Source organism: Enterobacter sp. 3U4, from assembly GCF_057224565.1.
The window spans coordinates 2,529,678-2,544,907 of sequence record NZ_CP136665.1 but is presented as its reverse complement, the minus strand read 5'-3'; the positions used below and the strand labels follow the sequence as shown (position 1 = coordinate 2,544,907).

The 15,230-nt window shown below is 53.4% G+C and carries 15 protein-coding genes; 3 read left to right on the top strand and 12 right to left on the bottom strand.

The window, feature by feature from the left end; translation table 11 throughout:
* Nucleotide 1: 1 nt before the first annotated feature.
* From RVY89_RS12145 to RVY89_RS12135, 3 genes are all read right to left on the bottom strand, one after another.
* Nucleotides 2-2,545, bottom strand: coding sequence for a fimbria/pilus outer membrane usher protein (locus RVY89_RS12145; protein WP_484825454.1), 2,544 nt, complete (start codon nucleotides 2,543-2,545; stop codon nucleotides 2-4).
* 25 nt (nucleotides 2,546-2,570) lie between these two features.
* Nucleotides 2,571-3,245, bottom strand: coding sequence for a fimbrial biogenesis chaperone (locus RVY89_RS12140; RefSeq protein WP_484825453.1), 675 nt, complete (start codon nucleotides 3,243-3,245; stop codon nucleotides 2,571-2,573).
* Nucleotides 3,246-3,307: 62 nt separating this feature from the next.
* The gene (locus RVY89_RS12135) at nucleotides 3,308-3,844 is read right to left on the bottom strand and encodes a fimbrial protein (RefSeq protein ID WP_484825452.1); all 537 of its coding nucleotides are present in this window, start codon (nucleotides 3,842-3,844) and stop codon (nucleotides 3,308-3,310) included.
* A 269-nt stretch (nucleotides 3,845-4,113) separates the two neighbouring features.
* On the opposite strand from RVY89_RS12135, the gene ybiB reads away from it, so the two are divergent.
* Nucleotides 4,114-5,076, top strand: a complete 963-nt coding sequence (gene ybiB, locus RVY89_RS12130; protein ID WP_484825451.1) for a DNA-binding protein YbiB — start codon at nucleotides 4,114-4,116, stop codon at nucleotides 5,074-5,076.
* A gap of 117 nt (nucleotides 5,077-5,193) precedes the next feature.
* On the opposite strand, the gene ybiJ is transcribed toward ybiB, so the two are convergent.
* From ybiJ to mcbA, 3 genes are all read right to left on the bottom strand, one after another.
* Nucleotides 5,194-5,454 (bottom strand): DUF1471 family protein YbiJ, encoded by a 261-nt coding sequence (gene ybiJ / locus RVY89_RS12125; protein WP_023310874.1) that lies wholly within the window; start codon nucleotides 5,452-5,454, stop codon nucleotides 5,194-5,196.
* 285 nt (nucleotides 5,455-5,739) lie between these two features.
* The gene (locus tag RVY89_RS12120) at nucleotides 5,740-6,006 is read right to left on the bottom strand and encodes a DksA/TraR family C4-type zinc finger protein (protein ID WP_484825450.1); all 267 of its coding nucleotides are present in this window, start codon (nucleotides 6,004-6,006) and stop codon (nucleotides 5,740-5,742) included.
* Nucleotides 6,007-6,128: 122 nt separating this feature from the next.
* On the bottom strand, nucleotides 6,129-6,395 hold the full coding sequence (gene mcbA / locus RVY89_RS12115) for a DUF1471 family periplasmic protein McbA (protein WP_371898526.1): 267 nt from the start codon (nucleotides 6,393-6,395) through the stop codon (nucleotides 6,129-6,131).
* Between the two features lie 243 nt (nucleotides 6,396-6,638).
* Here mcbA and rlmF point away from each other — a divergent pair, with 243 nt between their 5' ends.
* Nucleotides 6,639-7,550 carry a 23S rRNA (adenine(1618)-N(6))-methyltransferase RlmF gene (gene rlmF / locus RVY89_RS12110; protein ID WP_484825449.1) on the top strand — a complete coding sequence of 304 codons (912 nt, stop codon included), beginning with the start codon at nucleotides 6,639-6,641 and terminating at the stop codon, nucleotides 7,548-7,550.
* A 48-nt stretch (nucleotides 7,551-7,598) separates the two neighbouring features.
* Here rlmF and ybiO read toward each other — a convergent pair whose 3' ends face one another.
* The 6 genes from ybiO to rhtA form a co-directional block, all read right to left on the bottom strand.
* Nucleotides 7,599-9,812, bottom strand: coding sequence for a mechanosensitive channel protein (gene ybiO, locus RVY89_RS12105; RefSeq protein ID WP_484825448.1), 2,214 nt, complete (start codon nucleotides 9,810-9,812; stop codon nucleotides 7,599-7,601).
* Between the two features lie 125 nt (nucleotides 9,813-9,937).
* Nucleotides 9,938-10,660 carry a glutamine ABC transporter ATP-binding protein GlnQ gene (glnQ, locus tag RVY89_RS12100; protein ID WP_371898523.1) on the bottom strand — a complete coding sequence of 241 codons (723 nt, stop codon included), beginning with the start codon at nucleotides 10,658-10,660 and terminating at the stop codon, nucleotides 9,938-9,940.
* Nucleotides 10,657-11,316 (bottom strand): glutamine ABC transporter permease GlnP, encoded by a 660-nt coding sequence (glnP, locus tag RVY89_RS12095; protein ID WP_003858462.1) that lies wholly within the window; start codon nucleotides 11,314-11,316, stop codon nucleotides 10,657-10,659. Before glnP ends, glnQ begins: the two co-directional genes overlap by 4 nt.
* Before the next feature lie 93 nt (nucleotides 11,317-11,409).
* Complete coding sequence (glnH, locus tag RVY89_RS12090; RefSeq protein WP_484825447.1) at nucleotides 11,410-12,153, bottom strand: glutamine ABC transporter substrate-binding protein GlnH; 744 nt, start codon at nucleotides 12,151-12,153, stop codon at nucleotides 11,410-11,412.
* A 362-nt stretch (nucleotides 12,154-12,515) separates the two neighbouring features.
* Nucleotides 12,516-13,019 (bottom strand): DNA starvation/stationary phase protection protein Dps, encoded by a 504-nt coding sequence (gene dps / locus RVY89_RS12085; RefSeq protein ID WP_010428924.1) that lies wholly within the window; start codon nucleotides 13,017-13,019, stop codon nucleotides 12,516-12,518.
* 299 nt (nucleotides 13,020-13,318) lie between these two features.
* The gene (gene rhtA / locus RVY89_RS12080) at nucleotides 13,319-14,206 is read right to left on the bottom strand and encodes a threonine/homoserine exporter RhtA (RefSeq protein ID WP_484825446.1); all 888 of its coding nucleotides are present in this window, start codon (nucleotides 14,204-14,206) and stop codon (nucleotides 13,319-13,321) included.
* Nucleotides 14,207-14,560: 354 nt separating this feature from the next.
* On the opposite strand from rhtA, the gene ompX reads away from it, so the two are divergent.
* Nucleotides 14,561-15,079 carry an outer membrane protein OmpX gene (gene ompX, locus RVY89_RS12075; RefSeq protein WP_023310884.1) on the top strand — a complete coding sequence of 173 codons (519 nt, stop codon included), beginning with the start codon at nucleotides 14,561-14,563 and terminating at the stop codon, nucleotides 15,077-15,079.
* Nucleotides 15,080-15,230 lie beyond the last annotated feature (151 nt).

Sequence of the window (15,230 nt, the reverse complement as noted above, 5' to 3'; positions counted from 1 at the left end):
ATCAGTGACACTGCGCGGCAGCGTTAATAATGTTGGTGTCGTCCCTTCCTTGCATCAGGGCATAATCGGCGATGCAATGCTCGCTCGCCTCCTTGCCCCATGAAACGAAAAGGCGCCCGTTCAGCGGCAGTCCGGTGAGGTACACCTGACCGTCATTGCCGACGATAAATTCACTGCTCTTATCTTCCGTAGTGACCGTTGCGCCGAAGGGCAGCGGTTTATCATTCCAGGCGAGGGTCATTAAGACGCGGTTGCCCACGCGAGTATTGAAACTGGCGCGAACAACAGCGCCACGGGTCGGCGTGACCGTCTGCGAGGCGTGCGTGACGTCGGCATCTTCTGGCAGTGTCTCCGTGTCCAGAGAAATCGGGTTATGACGCCACGGTGTCACAAAGGGCACGAGGGTATAGCCGCGAGAGTCGGTTACTACGCCCGTCTGATTCGCCACGTGGGTGCCGTGGGTGCCCGGCGCTTTGACCAGGACGATGGTTTCTCCCAATGACTGCCCAAGCGTAATACCGTTGGCGTGAGCTACCACTCCCCCCTGAATCCCGGCGCTCACGGTTTGCTGATGACTGTCCTGGCTTACGCCACCGCGCACTTCACCGTAGGTGCCTTTGTAATCCGCATTCATGCTGGTGGCCGTGTTGTTATTGGCGCGGTCCAGATTTTCCTGAATGTTCCAGCTCAGGTTGTCACCCTCCAGCGCCGTACCGTTCAAACCGAGGTTATGCGTGGTGCCGTCTTTACTGGTGTTCAGGCTGTAATTTGCCCAGGTATTAGGCATCCAGCGGTCGAGCGGAACCGATACATTGAGGCCAATTTGTCGGTCATAGCTGATGGATTTACCGTCCTCGTCCTTGTCGTCGCTGTTTTTATTAACGCTGTAGCTCAGGCTATAGCTCACGCCATGCCAGCTGTTGTTGTAGTTAACACCCAGGGAGGTCATATCCTGACTCTGGCTCCAGTAACGCTCTTTCACCAGGCTCAGCGTCACCGAACCCCACTTGTCGCCCAACGTCTGGTCGATGGTGGCCTCCGCCCGTGAGCGGCGCTGCTGCGGAGCGGACCAGTCGTTTGCACTGGTCCAGGACTCCATGGTGTCCTGCAGGGTGTAAAAGCCTTTGCTGTTGTAGCGATAGCCCGCCAGTGAGAAGCTAGTGCCGGTCGCGGTAAAATTTTTGCTGTAGCGCAGACGAAGGGATTGCCCTTTGCTGGTTTTGCGCTTTTTCAGTAACGCTTTGGCACGGGTAACGTCTACGGAGAACGCTCCGAGATCGCCAAAGTTTTTCCCCGCGCCGAGCGCGGCGGAGTGGTAATGCGAACTCTGCTGAGTACCGCCGTAAACGGTGACGCCGTGTGACAGGCCATAGATGGCGCTGCCCTGGGCGAAAGGGGTCTTCTCAACCTCTTTATCGTATGAACGGTAGCGCCCTGCAGCGACGCTGTACTTCAGGTGCTTTTCCCGCTGCAGCACCGGCACGGAGGCAAACGGCACCACGAAATGACTCTCGCTGCCGTCGGTCTCTTTCACCGTGACGTTCAGATCGCCGCTGCTGCCGGTGGGGTAGAGATCGTTAATCTCAAACGCGCCGGGGGCAACGGTGTTTTGATAGATAACGTAGCCATTCTGGCGAACCACCACCTGGGCGTTACTGCGCGCCGTACCGCGCACCACCGGCGCATACCCGCGCTCGCTGTCCGGCAGCATGTCGCTTTCGGTAGCCAGCTGTGCGCCAGTGTAAGAGACGCTGTCGAAAACGTCGGCCTGGGTGCTGCTCTGACCCACGGTCATCTCGCTCTTCAGCCCCACTATATCGCGCTGGGCATAGGTATAGATCGGGGTCAGCTTGCCGTCGTTCTGACCGCCATCCGAATTGTGGTTCCAGGTGCTGTAATTACGCACGCGCCAGGCTCCGGTATTGAAACCGGGGCGCAGGTTAATAAACTGGCTGCTGTTGTCCGCTTCCCCTTGCTGGCGGACGTGGCTTTGGCTGGCGTTAACGCTATAGTTCAGGATGCCCGCGGTGATCCCTTCGTCATACTCTTTCGGATCGATGTAGCCGCGAGGCACCTGGCCCAGCGCCGACTGGGGAATACTCAGCAATAGTTGCTGGTTTTTGATGCGGAAAGTCGCCGAGGCCGAAGGGATGGCGCTGAGATCCGCGCATTCTCCTTCGGTCGCCAGCTGTGGATAATCTTTGGTTTTGATGCCCAGATGGGTTAATTCATCCAGACTCAGGCAAGGCTGCAGGGAATCATCTCCCTGGGCATCTTTTTGTAATGTAAAAAGGACGTCACGGGTGTCGATTTTATTATTATTGACGAACACCGTGACCTGATATTTACCCGGTGCCTGACCGGGACCGTTTTCATAAACAGAGAGATCGGTCTTTGCCTGCTCTGGATTATCAATATCCAGCAGAGCAGGGTTAAAATAATCATCAGCGTGGGCCTGCAGCGCGCAGCATGTCACCGCTATTCCACAAAAAGTGGGCAGCATTTTACGCAGTCTACGTAATAGCGGTTGAGTCGTGCTGTACATGATTATCCAGGCGTCAAGTAAAGTATTAACGAACGGATGCAGACCAGGTTTTACTGATGCTGCCGTAATCGGTAATAACCGACCAGCTTACGGTGTTACCGCTCATATTTGCCGGAAGGGCAAAGTGGGTAGAGGTATTTGGCACAGCCCAGGTTGCTTTTGCCACTTTTTGGCCGTTCAGCGTTACGCTCTGGAAATTCATATAGAAAGGCGTAGGGTTATTTACCACCAGATCATTGCCTTCGCGGTGCCATTGCAGTTTATCAGCCACTGCTTCAGGTTTGCCTTTAATCGATGCGGGGCGATAAAGCAATTTAATACGGGTATTAATGGCGATTTGTAATGTATTAACGCCCTCTTCATGACTTGAAGAAGGAATGGCTTTAATATTTAACCAGTACAACGACTCGCGATCTTCTGGCATATTTTCGCTGGTACGCACCACGCGCAACACGTTATCTTCTTTAGCGTTCAGACGGAACAGGGGCGGGGTAATCAGAAATGGCGCTTTATCGCCTTTTTTCAAACCGGTATCCACCCAGGACTGTACCAGATAGTTAATCTCATCGGGATTGGAAATCCCAATCGAAGACTCTTTTTTCTCTCCCTGATAAACCAGTCGGGTGCCATTAATAATCACACCTGCATGGGCTGTTACTGCGGTCAGTAAAAGTACGCTTAATAAATAACTGTGTCGCATGAATCTGTCTCAAAGAAAGAGGAGATATTCGCGTGAAGGCGAATATCTCCTGGTTGATCGTATCAGTTATAAATAACTGTGAAAGTAGAGGCTGAGTTAGCCTGGCCGGCAGTGATCGATGCCTGAGTCTGAATATAACGTGCACCAAACTCCAGATTATTTACCGTCGTTCCAGCAGCTAAAGGATACTGCTTAGAAGGCGTATATAAGCTGACAGGCTGTTCGGAAGAATCAACCAGCTGAATCGCCACGCCAGTTGCCGTCGTCGCACCCGGGGTCAAGGCCAGCGTGGTGTTATTATCCGCATCTGGCGTACCACCGAAGTTGATGGCTGCAGACGTGACCGTTTCCGGGCAGTCTTTTAACTGAATATCAAATTTCGTTAAGGTGCTGGTAGAGCCTGCGCCGGAAAATGTTGTTTTGGAGACTTTACCCAGCGCAACATTCAGCGGACTGCTTAAGCCGTTAACCACCTGACAGGCGGAATCGATAATTTCACCTGTGAAGTTAATTTGTCCTTCACCGGTGGATGCTGCGAAAGAAGATGCAGAGCATCCCAACGCAGCAGCAATGAATAAACCTAAAGTGACTTTTTTCATATTTAAACCTGTATGTTTCTCCTTTCGACCTTTGCAATTAGCATTGTTCGAAGTTATGTCTCAACTACTCACCGCTGGTTATTTAATCAGAAAATTCACGCCGGGAAAGGCTCCGCGCGGCTTCCAAATAACTCAGTTAAATCTTGCAAAATAAATTTTTTCGCTAAAACAATTGATTATAAAAATACGCAGGACGGTCAAAAAAACTAACAGCGGGGTCATCATCAGGGCTATATTGTTAACAAGATAAGGCTGTCAGGAGGAATGTCGTGGATTATCGCAAAATTATCAAAGAGGTAGGGCGTGGGAAAAACCACGCCCGCGACCTGGACCATGAAACCGCACGCGCGCTTTACACCCGTATGCTCGACGGCGAGGTACCGGACCTGGAGATGGGCGGCATCCTTATAGCGCTGCGTATCAAAGGTGAAGGTGAAGCGGAGATGCGCGGCTTCTATGAGGCGATGCAGGTGCAAACGCTGCGCCTGACGCCGCCGGTGGCAAAGCCGATGCCGATTGTGATCCCGAGCTACAACGGCGCGCGCAAGCAGGCAAACTTAACCCCGCTACTCGCTATCTTATTACACAAGCTGGGATTCCCGTTGGTGGTGCACGGCGTAAGCGAAGATCCCACCCGCGTATTGACGGAGACCATTTTCGGCATGTTGGGGATTGAGCCCACGCGTCATGCGGGCCAGGCCCAGGCGAAGCTGGATGGCCATCAGCCGGTTTATATCCCCGTCGGCGCCCTATGCCCACCGCTGGAGAAGCAGCTCGATATGCGCTGGCGCATGGGCGTGCGCAACAGCGCGCACACGCTGGCGAAACTAGCCACGCCGTTTGGCGAAGATGCCGCCCTGCGTCTTTCCAGCGTCTCGCATCCGGAATATGTGGCACGCGTGGGGCAATTCTTCGAGGCTATTGGCGGAAGGGCGTTGTTGATGCACGGCACGGAAGGTGAGGTTTATGCGAACCCGCAGCGCTGCCCGCAGGTGATGCTGATTGATTCCGCAGGCGCGCGCGCCATTCTGGAGCGCGGGGAAGAGAATACCGGTGTAATATTGCCTGAGGCAAAAGATCCCCATACTACTGCCCACTGGATTGAGCAGTGCCTTGCCGGAAATGTTCCTGTTCCGCAATCGATCAAGCTGCAGATGGCCTGCTGCCTGCTGGCAACCGGGGAGGTTGATACGGTCGAGGCCGGTCTCAAACGCGTGGACGCGGCGTTTTAGACAAAAAAAAGCCCGTCCAGTGGCGGACGGGCAAGCAAGGGTAACAACAACAGGGTCAATGAGGGTTGGAGCAGCTCACCAGAGGGTATGGCGAGGGTACAGCATTCATTCAGTCGATTATTTGTAGATAACCGCGGTACCGCTCAGCTTGTTATTGCCGTTAGCGGAGGTAATGGTGTATCCGCTTGCACCGGCAGCTGCGGCTTTCTCAGCCAGTTTGGCTTCCAGGCCGTCCAGCGTGGTGGCGCCATCAGCACTGACCACACCAACTTTGTTCATGTTCTGTGCCTGAGTGGAAGAGACAGGCTCTACGGCGAAAGCGCCGAAAGACAGAGCGGACAGGGCAACAGCAGCTACAGCATATTTGATGGTTTTCATAATTAATCTCTCGCAGGTGTTTCTGTTAAGGGGACGATGTTTCGTCGATGTGATAAGTATCACGGTTTTTTGCGAGTGATAAAATCGAAGAGAATTGACGTGGTTGCTCAAAAAAATTGAATGACAAATAACTTATTGAATATTAATAAATTCAAAGTACCGCTTTACACTTCTTGCGGATGCGCTTTACAGAAGCGATAAGAAGGGCACGTTTTGCTACGCGTCTGGCTAAAAACCGTGAGCGTAAAGGAACGCGCGGGCTCGGTTAGCCTGGGTAAAGTAAAGTCAACGTAACTGGCTGTCTTTCGAACCTCTGCGATTATATCCCGAGTGTGATGAGTTTTTCGAATCTTTCTGCTGCTGGCAGGTGATGCAAAGCCTTACTCCGGGGATGGCTTTTCGCCGCGCCTCCGGAATGCGGTCTCCGCATTCTTCGCATTCCGTTAAGCTTTCGCCGCGCGGAATTTCACCGCGGGCACGCGCCACCGCATCTTCAATAGTACTGTTGATCTGTTCGTTAACAGCGTCGTCATTTGCCCAGCCGGAAGCCATCGCGTCCTCCTGAAATTGGTTTAGGCCATACGTTTACTATGGGGTTAAAAAATGAACAATCAAGCCGAAGGGAGAAGAGAACTGCACCCGTTGGGCAGATGCAGTCTTGGGGAAGAGGCCGGTTATTTATAAATAGTCGCAGTGCCGTACATGTGGTTATCTCCGCCTGCGGAGTTCACCACGAAGCCTTTGGCACCTTCCTGGCGGGCTTTCTCGGCCAGTTTATTCTGCAGATCGTCAAGGTTACTGGCACGGCTTACCGAAACGGTGCCCGCAGGACGTAGCTGGCTGGTGTCAGTACTCTGGGTCAGCGACTGAACGGCCATGGCAGAGAAGGACGCCGTCGCCAGGGCGGCTGCGATAACAGCAAGGGTCAGGTACTTTTTCATAATCACATCCTCATGGGGAAACAACAGGTGATTCCCCTTAAGTTTAGAAGCCGGAGGAGTGTGACTTAGCGCAAATATTTGATGATGATCTGCTTGTTTTTTGAACAATATGAATTGACATTTCGCTGACAGATCATAGACATAAAGGTGTTTGATTTGTGTCGAATTTTTAATCGATGCAGAGAAAGATTTACCGTTGGGCCAGCAAAGGGTATCTTACGCCGCTGTTTAAAGGAGAACGCCATGACTTCCCAAAAGCCGGGATTGCACCCACGAAATCGCCACCGTAACCGCTACGACATGAATGCGTTATGCCTGAGCTGCCCGCCGCTGCAGGACTACATTGTCCAGACCCCTGCGGGTGAGCCCTCGGTCAACTTTGCTGACCCGCAGGCGGTTAAAATGCTGAACAAAGCCCTGCTGGCGCATTTTTACGGTGTGGCGAACTGGGATATTCCCGAAGGCTTTCTCTGTCCACCTGTGCCGGGCCGTGCGGATTACGTTCATCACCTTGCCGACCTTCTTGCCGAAGGTAATGAGGGCGCTGTTCCACAGCAGGCTACGATTCTGGATATTGGCACCGGGGCGAATCTGATTTACCCGCTGATCGGCGCGCATGAATATCAGTGGCGCTTTACCGGAAGCGAAATCGGTGACGAGGCCTTTGCCAGCGCCCAGGCGATTATCAGCGCGAACCCGGGATTAAGCCGCGCCATTCGTCTGCGTCGTCAGAAAGATGCGGGTGCGATCTTCAACGGCATTATTCACAAAAACGAAAGCTATGACGCCACGATGTGCAATCCGCCGTTCCATGATTCGGCGGCAACGGCCCGTGCGGGCAGCGAGCGCAAGCGCCGTAACCTGGGTCAGGCTGAAGACGCCGCGCTGAACTTCGGCGGTCAGCAGCAGGAATTATGGTGTGAAGGGGGCGAAGTGGCGTTTATCCTGCGCATGATTGCGGAAAGCAAACAGTTTGGCCGTCAGGTGAAGTGGTTCACGACGCTGGTCTCCCGCGGAGATAACCTGCCGCCGCTCTACCGTGCGCTGACCGAAGCGGGCGCCGTAAAAGTGGTGAAAAAAGAGATGGCGCAGGGCCAGAAACAGAGTCGCTTTATCGCCTGGACGTTTATGGACAATAACAAACGTCGCAAATAGCACTCCATCGTAGGCCGGGTAAGGCGAAGCCGCCACCCGGCAACCAGGCTACAGCGTCGGCTCCTGTGGTGGGAGCGGCGCTGTGGGAGGCGGGAGTACCTGATACGTCTGTACCGGCATCCGCACGTTCGCCAGATCGAAGTGTTTTTTCACCATGCTGTCGAGCGCAAAGCGCACCGTCCACTGCTTCAGCGGCTGGGTGGTGAACGACACGCGCAGGGTAAACGCCGTGTTCGTCAGCCCGACGATACCGGCAAATGACGGCTCTCCAATCACCAGTCCGCGAATATCCTCCATCTGCATCAGCTCTTCTACAGCATCGCGCAGCGCCTGCTTCGCTTTATCGGCATCCTCATGACGATCCACATCGTAGTTCGCCACCACGGAACCAATGCCGCGCACAAAGTTTGCGAAGGTGGTGATCGAAGACCAGGGAATAATGTGGTACGCCCCGGTGTCCTGACGCACGCCAACAGAACGGATGGACATCCTCTCCACGGTGCCGGTTAACGGCCCGATGGTCACCAGATCGCCCGTGTTCATCCCGTTCTCAAACTGAATAAAGATGCCGGTAATAATATCCTTCACCAGCGTTTGCGACCCGAAGGAGATTGCCAGCCCCAGGGCACCGGCACCGGCCAGCAGCGGGGCGATATTCACCCCGATTTCAGACAGCACAATCATGATGGTGATGGTACTGATAATGACCGCCAGCGCGTTACGGAACAACGTTAACAGCGTTCTTGCCCGCGCGCTGGGCAGGGGGCGGCCGTGGATATCCGACACCAGACGGTTCTCGATAAGGCTCGCCAGAAGCGTCCAGCCGACGGCAGAGAAGAACAAAATCAGCGCGATGCGAATCAGGATGTCGACCGTTTTTTCACCCGCACCGTTGTGCAGCCAGTTCCAGAAATCAAACAGGCTCCATGCATTCAGGAGCAGCATAATCGCCACGCAGACGGTGAGAATGCGCGCCACCTTCAGCGATACCGACATCCAGCCGTTTACCCGTTTTTGCAGTTCCGGGTAATTACGCTGTACCTGCGGCGACAGGGTTATGGTTTTCGAGATCCAGCGCGACAGCAGCCCCGACACAAACGCCGCGATGCCGATAATGGCGAGGCTTTTGAACGTCGCCCCCATCATGAATTTCAGGCTATTGCCCGGGTCGAACAGCGAGAAGAAGCACAGTACGATGAAGTAAGCGCTTGCCAGCCAGTGCCACACCAGGGCGAAAGCGCGGATAAACAGGCTAAAGAACGAGAGGGAGCGATCGGCCAGATTCAGCAGGCTTTGGGTAATGGTTTTTTTATTGTGGAAGATCAGATACAGCGACCAGACGGTAATGCAGATCATGATAATGACGTTTGCCAGCGCGCCAAACTGGACGTTCACCTGGTTGGAGATGATCGGCACGGCAACCAGCAGACCGTAGCCAATCAGCCCGCTGAGTACGCTCAGGCGCAGCGCCCAGTACTTCGCGCTTTCATCCCGGATGGAGAAAGGACGCAGCGCCGGCACGTGGGGACAAAAGAGTAACCGCAGCAGCGCCTTGAAGAACTCAATCAGGGCAAAGGCATTCAGGAAAAGCGACTGCTGGAAGGCGATAGTTTTGTTGCCCGCGTTCAGCCTGTCGGCCAGCATCTGGCCTAAGAACAGCGTCAGCGCCAGCAGCAGTAAATCAATGATAAACGCTGAGGCTATCATCAACGGCAGGTGCAGCCAGCTGCTTTTCTGCTGATTCTTTCTGCGTCCCCATTGCCCCATTTTGCGGTACAGCGGCCACGCGCACAGGCGCACCAGCCAGTAAAAAAGGAATACCGCACCGGCCAGCATCAGGAACTGAGTGGCGGCGGCGGTAAACGTTTGTGGGTTAAACGGCTTATGCGGTGAGCCAATCAGGTTGCGGTACAGCTGAGCAAAGCGCGAAGAGAGCGCTTCCCCATAGTGGCGGCTTACGTCGGTGACGTTTTCCAGTACCGTTTTTTGCTCCTCCACCTGGGGAGGGGTGATGACAGGCACCGGCTCCTGCGGCGGCGTGGCGGCCACTTTCCGCAGCTCGCTGATGAGCTCCTGCCGGGAGGTGTCGTTTTCGAGGACGTCGGCAAGCGCACTATAGGCCGCTTTTTTCTGTTCAACATCGGGCTCCGGAGGCGGCGTACTTTGCTGGCTGGCGGTCGTTCCAGTGGTCACGCCGGGGATCGCGACGGCGAACGATGGCGCACTAAACAGGCTTATCAACAGCAACAGGATCCACGGCACGGCGTCCTCCGGTGAAAATGTCGAACAAAATGATAAGTATAGAAGTCGAGGCGAGGAGGGGGATTTTTGGGAACAATCTGGCGTAAAAAAGCCGGGCAAGCCCGGCTTTAGCGTAAAGCGATGGATCAGGAGACGTGCTGCAGGAACTCCTGCAGACGCGGGCTCGGCGGGTTCGCAATCAGATCCTGCGGGTTACCGTCTTCCGCGATACGGCCTTTATCAATAAAGATCAGGCGGGACGCCACCTTCTCGGCAAAGCCGATTTCGTGGGTCACGATAACCATCGTCATCCCTTCTTCCGCCAGATCCTGCATGACCTTCAGCACCTCATGGCGCAGCTCCGGGTCGAGTGCGGACGTAGGCTCATCAAACAGCATCAGTTTAGGCTTCACCGCCAGCGCGCGGGCAATCGCCACGCGCTGCTGCTGGCCGCCAGACAGCTCGGAAGGGTAGTGGTGCGAACGCTCCGCCAGGCCGACTTTTGCCAGCAGATCTTTGGCCAGCGCTTCTGCCGCCGCTTTGTTGGCGCCGCGCACGCGCAGCGGACCAAACATCACGTTCTCCAGCGCCGTCAGGTGCGGGAACAGGTAGAACTGCTGGAACACCATACCGGCTTCCTGGCGAATCAAGCGCTCGTCGACTTTCGGGTCATTCACCTTCAGACCATCGACAATCAGGTCGCCGCTGGTGATCTCTTCCAGCTTGTTGATGCAGCGCAGCAGGGTTGACTTACCGGAGCCGGACGGCCCGATAATCACCACAACTTCACCCTGTTGGATGTTCAGATCGATATTGTGCAGCACCTGGGTTGGGCCAAAGTGCTTGGAAACGTTTTTAAATTCAATCACAGGATTTTCATCCTTCTTTCAAGACGACGCAGAACGAAGCTCAGAACCAGAGTAATGATCAGGTAGACAACGGCCACCGCACTCCAGATTTCCAGCGCGCGGAAGTTGCCAGCAATGATCTCCTGTCCCTGACGGGTCAGTTCGGCCACGCCGATAACAATGAACAGCGACGTATCTTTAATGCTGATGATCCACTGGTTACCCAGCGGTGGCAGCATGCGACGCAGCGCCAGCGGCAGAATAACGTGGCGGATCGTTTCGCGACGTGAAAGGCCTAATGCCAGACCGGCTTCACTGAAACCTTTATGAATCGACAGCACCGCACCGCGGGTGATTTCCGCAATATAGGCGCCTGAGTTGATCATAATGGTGACGACGGCTGCGCTGAACGGGTCGATGCGCAGGTCGGTAAACGCCATAGGCAGGGCGAAGTAAATAAACATGACCTGCACGACAATAGGGGTGCCGCGGATCACTTCGATGAAAACCAGTGCGATGTGGTTTGCGATCCAGCCGCCGTAGGTGCGGGCGAAACCGGCGACAAGACCGATAATCAACCCACCAACCAGACCCAGGACCGAAATCCACAGGGTCATTTTAGCGCCTTCAAGCAAGAGTGGAATGGCAGGCCAGATGGCGCTCCAGTCAAACTGCATGATGTATTCCTGTATACCGTGGTGAAAAACGAAAAACGTAGGCCCGGTAAGCGGCAGCGCCACCGGGCGTTACAAACCTGAATTCAGGTGAAATTATTTAGGCTCGGTACCGAACCATTTTTTGTAGATTTCGTTATAGGTGCCGTTCTCTTTCAGCGTTTTCAGCGCGCCGTTAACTTTCGTGCGCAGGTCGTCGCTGCCTTTCGGGAACGCGATACCGTACTGCTGGGCTTCCAGAGACTCGCCAACGGCTTTGAACTTGCCGTTACCGGCTGTTTTGATGAAGTACAGGATGTTCGGCGTGTCGTGCAGAACAGCGTCAGCACGGTTGGTACCGAGTTCCATGTACGCGTTGTCGATGTTCGGGAACTGACGCAGGTCTTTGGTTTTGATATTTGCTTTCGCGTAATCAACCGAACCGGTGCCGCTCTTCACTGCCACCACTTTGCCGTCGAGATCTTTCACGCTTATTACGTCGTTATTATCGGCTTTGACCATCACCAGCAGGCCGCTTTTGTAGTAGCCATCAGAGAAGTCGATCGCTTTTTTACGCTCGTCGGTAATGGTGATACCCGCCAGCGCCAGATCAACGTTCTTGGTTTGCAGTGCCGGGATGATGCCGCTGAAGTCCATCGGCTTCAGGGTGTAATCCAGCTTGAGTTCTTTTGCGACTGCGGCCCACAGATCCACATCAAAACCAACGTATTTATCACCCTGTTTGAATTCAAACGGAACGAACGCCGTGTCGGTCGCCACAACCAGTTTGTCGGCAGCCTGAGAGGACACCGCAAAAGCCAGGGTAAGTGCAGCCAGTGAAACTTTTAATACAGACTTCATAGCATTTCCTTTTATATCCACGGGGCGATCCCCTGCGAGAACAGGTGGCACAATGAAAATATCGTGCCAACTTTACAAGCTGTTGTTTTGCAAAGGGGATGATGTCATGCATTGCACAATAAATGGGGCAATGAGGTCTTATTGCACCAAAGTGGAGCACTGTTTTGGTGCGCTTCGTTTGGCTCAACTGACGGGGAGATATTTAGCGTAAATTCTGACGAAAAAACAATCTTCCATTAACGGTTGTGTGAGGTGATTATTACAATTTCTTCACTTTTGCATGTTCTCAGGCAAAAAACGTGCACCATAGATGTGCAAAACCCTCACCGAAGGGCGAGGGTTTGATAGAAAAATCGTATGAATTATTCGATGTTAGATTCGATGAACCACAGGAACTGATCCAGATCGCGAGACGCGGCGGTGAAGATATCTGCGGTATCTTCGTCTTTCGCTTCGCCAATCGCTTTGCGCACATCGTTTGCCACAATCGCGTAGCGGTCCGCCAGCTCTTTCAGGTGATCCTGAACCGTATGGATATCCAGCGGATAACTCTTCAGAGGCGTTTTGCTGTTGATCACCTGCGTGGTACCGAGCGCCACGCCGCCTAACTGAACGGCACGCTCAGCCATCGTATCGAGGTGGGTTACCAGTGCTGTGCGGAAGCCATCCAGCATTTCATGAACGGCAATAAAGTTTGCACCGCGCATATTCCAGTGGGCCTGCTTGGTGATCAGCGAAAGATCGATGAACTGGATCACCTGGCGATTCAGCAACTCAATGGTCGCTTTTTTGTCGCTGTCCGATACATCGTTACGGGTATAAAGCAGATTAGACGCTTTCGTTTTCACCAGTTTAGCGGTACTCATAATCTCATATCCTCTTGATGTTTATGTCCCAGGTAATTACGGAACTAAGTATAGCACCGGATTTTTTCTCTGCGGTTTGGCTGTGCCTATCGGTTTAATAGCGAGAAGGAGGTTGAGAATTTAATTTATTGAAATTAATCAATATTTTTAAATTTGATACAGATCAATCTTAATTGTTGAATGGGGAAGTCAACGCAGAGGAATATTTTGCTGGCAGGACTGAGTGTGTAAGAAATTATAACGCATGCATTTCTGGCCTTTATTCTGCATGACGTGGAGGCCATGCAGAATATATGGCTTTAGCTGATATCCACTTTCTCGACTTTAGGTTCCGGGCGCATGGTGAGCGTCGAGCCCATTGACGCCGCGATAATTGAGCAAAGCGCCAGCGTCTGGGTCAACGTCAGGGTTTCGCCGAGAAATACCATCCCGGAAATGGCGGCAAGGGCGGGCTCCATGCTCATCAGGGTGCCAAATATGCGTGTTGGAAGACGCGTTAGGGCAATCATCTCCAGAGAATAGGGGAGTGCGGTAGAAAGAATCGCGACTGCCAGTCCGATGGGCATGACGGACCATTGCCAGATGGACTCTGTCGCCTGCGCCATGCCGATGGGCACAAACACGATGGCCGCAATCAGAGAACCCAACGCCACCGTTGCCGGACCGTGCTCTTCGCCTGCACGCTGGCCGGTGAGGATATAGACAGCCCAGCAGGCACCGGCACCCAGCGCCAGCGCTGCGCCCGTCAGATCAATCTCAGAAACATTCTGGCCCAGCGGCAGCAGGAACCATAAGCCCAGAACGGCTAACACCACCCAGATAAAATCGACCGGACGCCGCGAGGAGAAAAGCGCCACCGCCAGCGGACCGGTAAACTCCAGCGCGACGGCGATCCCCAGCGGTATCGTCTGTATAGAGAGGTAGAACAGATAGTTCATTGCTCCCAGGGAGAGTCCATAAAACAGCAGGGGTAAACGCTGCTCCTTTTTGAAACGCAGACGCCAGGGTTTGAAAATGACCACCAGTATTGCCGTTCCCAGTACGATACGCAGGGCAGTCACCCCTGGCGCACCTACTAGCGGAAAAAGTGATTTTGCCAGCGAAGCACCGCTTTGAATGGACAACATGGCAATGAGTATGACTGCTACCGGCAACCAGACCGACGACGTGCGGGATAACCCAGGCATCCTTTCTCCTGTCAGCTTATGTCAAATGAGGTAAAGGTTGCAGTGTAAAGGAAATATGCGGCTACGGTTGAGGTACTGTTGAAAAAAAAGCAGGTGAAATCCGTAAAATGGTTAAGCGCTGGTGGATTTATCGCCTTTAAGATTAGGAATAATCTGGATGAATGTAACGGCGCAGACGCGCACTATGCGCATTTAGTAGTGAAAATTGCATGTGATTTGAAAGAGATAGCTTACGCTGGAAACGTTCTGTTACAGGAAAGGTTTCATTAGACATCACGAATCACAAAGAGTTTCGCAAATTTTTTTGATATATTTAAAACTTACGGACTTACTTGAAGCACATTTGAGGTGGTTATGAAAAAAATTGCATGTCTTTCAGCACTGGCCGCTGTACTGGCTGTTTCCGCAGGTACCGCTGTAGCTGCTACTTCTACTGTTACTGGTGGTTACGCTCAGAGCGACTATCAGGGCGTGATGAACAAAGCTAACGGTTTCAACCTGAAGTATCGCTACGAGCAGGATAACAACCCACTGGGCGTGATCGGTTCTTTCACCTACACCGAGAAAGATCGTTCTGAAAACGGCGCATACAACAAAGGCCAGTACTACGGTATCACCGCTGGTCCAGCTTACCGTCTGAACGACTGGGCGAGCATCTACGGTGTTGTAGGTGTTGGCTACGGTAAATTCCAGCAGACTGAAAACCAGAGCGAAAGCCGCACTGCAAGCAACAGCGACTACGGTTTCTCCTATGGCGCAGGCCTGCAGTTCAACCCAATCCAGGACGTAGCTCTGGACTTCTCCTATGAGCAGAGCCGTATCCGCAACGTTGACGTTGGCACCTGGATCGCGGGCGTAGGTTACCGCTTCTAATCACTTCGGTGATTAAATAAAAAATCCGCCCTCTGTGGCGGATTTTTTTTGTGGAAGATAAAAGCAAAACGGCAACCCCAGGTTGCCGTTTTTAGTGTTTGTTCCCTCTCATGCACTCACCCTCAAGGGAGAGGGGGTCATCCGTGCGGGC

Coding starts and splice junctions, on each gene's coding strand:
- ompX (WP_023310884.1), top strand. CDS start 14,561: ATGAAAAAAATTGCATGTCTTTCAGCACTGGCCGCTGTACTGGCTGTT.
- dps (WP_010428924.1), bottom strand. CDS start 13,019: ATGAGTACCGCTAAACTGGTGAAAACGAAAGCGTCTAATCTGCTTTAT.
- glnP (WP_003858462.1), bottom strand. CDS start 11,316: ATGCAGTTTGACTGGAGCGCCATCTGGCCTGCCATTCCACTCTTGCTT.
- glnH (WP_484825447.1), bottom strand. CDS start 12,153: ATGAAGTCTGTATTAAAAGTTTCACTGGCTGCACTTACCCTGGCTTTT.
- rhtA (WP_484825446.1), bottom strand. CDS start 14,206: ATGCCTGGGTTATCCCGCACGTCGTCGGTCTGGTTGCCGGTAGCAGTC.
- RVY89_RS12145 (WP_484825454.1), bottom strand. CDS start 2,545: ATGTACAGCACGACTCAACCGCTATTACGTAGACTGCGTAAAATGCTG.
- RVY89_RS12140 (WP_484825453.1), bottom strand. CDS start 3,245: ATGCGACACAGTTATTTATTAAGCGTACTTTTACTGACCGCAGTAACA.
- mcbA (WP_371898526.1), bottom strand. CDS start 6,395: ATGAAAAAGTACCTGACCCTTGCTGTTATCGCAGCCGCCCTGGCGACG.
- RVY89_RS12120 (WP_484825450.1), bottom strand. CDS start 6,006: ATGGCTTCCGGCTGGGCAAATGACGACGCTGTTAACGAACAGATCAAC.
- ybiJ (WP_023310874.1), bottom strand. CDS start 5,454: ATGAAAACCATCAAATATGCTGTAGCTGCTGTTGCCCTGTCCGCTCTG.
- rlmF (WP_484825449.1), top strand. CDS start 6,639: ATGACTTCCCAAAAGCCGGGATTGCACCCACGAAATCGCCACCGTAAC.
- RVY89_RS12135 (WP_484825452.1), bottom strand. CDS start 3,844: ATGAAAAAAGTCACTTTAGGTTTATTCATTGCTGCTGCGTTGGGATGC.